This is a genomic window from Hydrogenivirga sp. 128-5-R1-1 (assembly GCF_000171895.1).
The window spans coordinates 1-2,601 of sequence record NZ_ABHJ01000097.1 but is presented as its reverse complement, the minus strand read 5'-3'; the positions used below and the strand labels follow the sequence as shown (position 1 = coordinate 2,601).

3 protein-coding genes are annotated in these 2,601 nt (G+C 36.6%); all 3 read right to left on the bottom strand.

Going from position 1 to position 2,601, the window contains the following annotated elements:
• Positions 1-893: ethylbenzene dehydrogenase-related protein (locus HG1285_RS04855; protein WP_008288537.1), on the bottom strand; the 893-nt coding region annotated here is incomplete at its 3' end.
• Positions 894-939: 46 nt separating this feature from the next.
• Positions 940-2,073 carry a 4Fe-4S dicluster domain-containing protein gene (locus HG1285_RS04860; protein ID WP_008288536.1) on the bottom strand — a complete coding sequence of 378 codons (1,134 nt, stop codon included), beginning with the start codon at positions 2,071-2,073 and terminating at the stop codon, positions 940-942.
• Between the two features lie 18 nt (positions 2,074-2,091).
• On the bottom strand, positions 2,092-2,601 hold a 510-nt coding region (locus tag HG1285_RS04865; RefSeq protein ID WP_008288535.1), incomplete at its 5' end, for a molybdopterin dinucleotide binding domain-containing protein.

The following is a 2,601-nucleotide window of genomic DNA, read 5'->3' as shown; positions in this document are numbered from 1 at the left end:
GGAGCAAGACCAGGCATTGCAACTTTTTGGTCATCATATCTGTGGCATCCATTACAGCCGTTTTGAATAGTAAGCTGTTTACCTCTTGCAGGGTCTCCAAGTTTTTTATAAGGAACTCCCCATGCAACATAAGAAAGATAATCTTTATCTAATTTATAATCTTTCAGTCTTATAAATTTCCATCTTGATAAAGATTTATTACCATCTCTTTCCTGGAATTTTCCATCCCAAATTGCAAAGGCTATAGGAACAAGACCTGCCTTAAGATTTGAGTTTTCAGTTTTTAATGGTCTGACAAATACAGCTGTCCATAAATGAGTCTGCTTATTGTATTTCATGGAAATATCTGTGCCTTCTTCTTTTATTTCAGTTAAAGAACCAAATCCTTCTGATACAAAAACTTTTTGATAATCTCTACCAGCAACAGTTTTTTGAAGATAAACAGTTACAGGGTGATTTTCATCTCCCATACCAATGTAAGGTAAAGTTATTCCTTTACCGAACTTATTAGGAACTTCAATACTTACTCCATCAGCATAGCTGTCAGTATCATATTTTGCCTGTACAGAAGGGGTATCATCTCTCCAGCTTACATATACAGCAATAACTTCATCATTGTAAGCAACTTTTACAAGAGCTCTTCTTAAGTTTTTCTTTGGAATTAAAGAGTTAGCTTTCTTGTCATTTAGTCTTACAGAAACTTGAGGATAAAGATATACATATTTTCCTGGAACTGTTTTCCATACAGAATCGTTAACATTTGTAGTTAATTCTTTGGATACTTTTTTAGCATTTAAAACTTCGTATTTGTAAAAATCAGAGTATTCAGAAGCACTTGCACTTATTGAAAAGGCTGCCAGTGTTGCGAGTGTAGCTTTAAAAGCAGTTTTCATTATCTATTCCTCCTTTTATAGTCTTTGTAAATGGTAAGGAGGGGTATTACCCCTCTTTGCTCTCTTTAACATCAAAGTAAGCTTTAACTTCAACCTTTGGAGTATTAGCACCTTGAACATATCTGTAATCAATAATTTTGAAGAATTCAGAACCTTTAAGCCCTTGTTCTTCAGCAAGCTTTTGATAGTAATTCTCATCAAGTCTGAACATGTCTTTGTGGCTGTAAGCAATAAGAATATCCATTAATTCAGATTCTTCACCTCTCTTTCTCTTTTCCATTTCTTCTTTAAGAGTTTTTGCAGCTTGATGAACACCAGGTCCAAAGAGTTTCTCTAAGAAATCCATTGGTATTCTTTCGCTACCTTCAACAGGGGCACCGCTCTCATCAAAAGTTGGAGGAGAAAGGACAGGAGGAACGTAGTAAACATTTGGCTGAGTTCCAAAATCAGGTCTTAAAGGAAGTGCTACCTTGTACTTGTGAACAAGTTTATATACTTGAGATTCTTCATCATCTAAGAATCCTACAAATCTAATTCTTCCTACACATTGGTGAGCACATGCTGGAGGAAGACCTCTTTCAATTCTTGGGAAACAGAAAATACATTTTTCCGATTTGGAAAGTTTAGGGTTAAAGTAAATCTTCTTGTATGGACAGCCTGCTATACAGTATCTGTATCCTTGACATCTATCAAGGTCAACAAGAACTATACCGTCTTGTTCTCTTTTGAAGATAGCTTCTCTTGGACATGCAGCTAAACATCCAGGGTTAGAACAGTGATTACATATTCTTGGGAGATAGAAGTAATAAGAGTTTGGCCAATCGCCAGCTCCTACATCTTCATCCCAGTTAGGACCCCAAACAGGGTCTTGGTCTGGGCTTAATATGTTGGTATCTGCATTTCCAAAAAGCTCTTCGTGGTTGTAATCCCAAGGCACACCATAGTCAAGTACCATATCTGGGATAATACCATCTTGAAGGTTTCCATTTTCATCAAATCCACCACCAGCTTCCATCCAGTTTCTTGGGTATCCAGCTCCTGGCTGTGTTTCAACGTTGTTCCAGTACATATATTCCCTTCCATTTCTATTTGTCCACTGTGTTTTACATGCTACTGTACATGTCTGACAACCTATACATTTATTTAAATCCATTACCATTGCTAATTGTCTTTTTGACATTTTAATACCTCCTTAAAATTAAGCTTTTTCAATATCTACTGATGTTGTATAAGCGTGCTGGTTACCATCCCAGTTACCACCGAATTTTAAATGTCCCCAACCATCTGAAAGCTCTAGGAGGTTGAGAAGGTCGCCTACAACTGCATTATGGTTTCTGTTAAATTTAAACATTAAAGGTTCCCATCCATGTTCCATAACAATAGCGTCTTTTGGAGAAGAAGGGTGAAGTTTTGCCATTGCGTAGAAATCTCCAAGGTCGTTGAAAATTCTTACTTCATCACCATCTTTAATCCCTTTTTTCTTAGCAACTTCAGGGTTTATCATTACATAAGGTTTTCCTCTTTGAAGTCTTAAGAGTAATGTAGAAGTTTTGTAAGTTGAGTGGATTGACCATCTTGCGTGAGGTGTCATTAATACAAATGGAAATCTCTTAGGTCTGATTACGTCTTTAGCAGTAGGTACTGCTGCTCCAAGTTCTATCCATACAGGATGGTCTATATAGTACGTAAGTCTTCCTGAAAGTGTTTC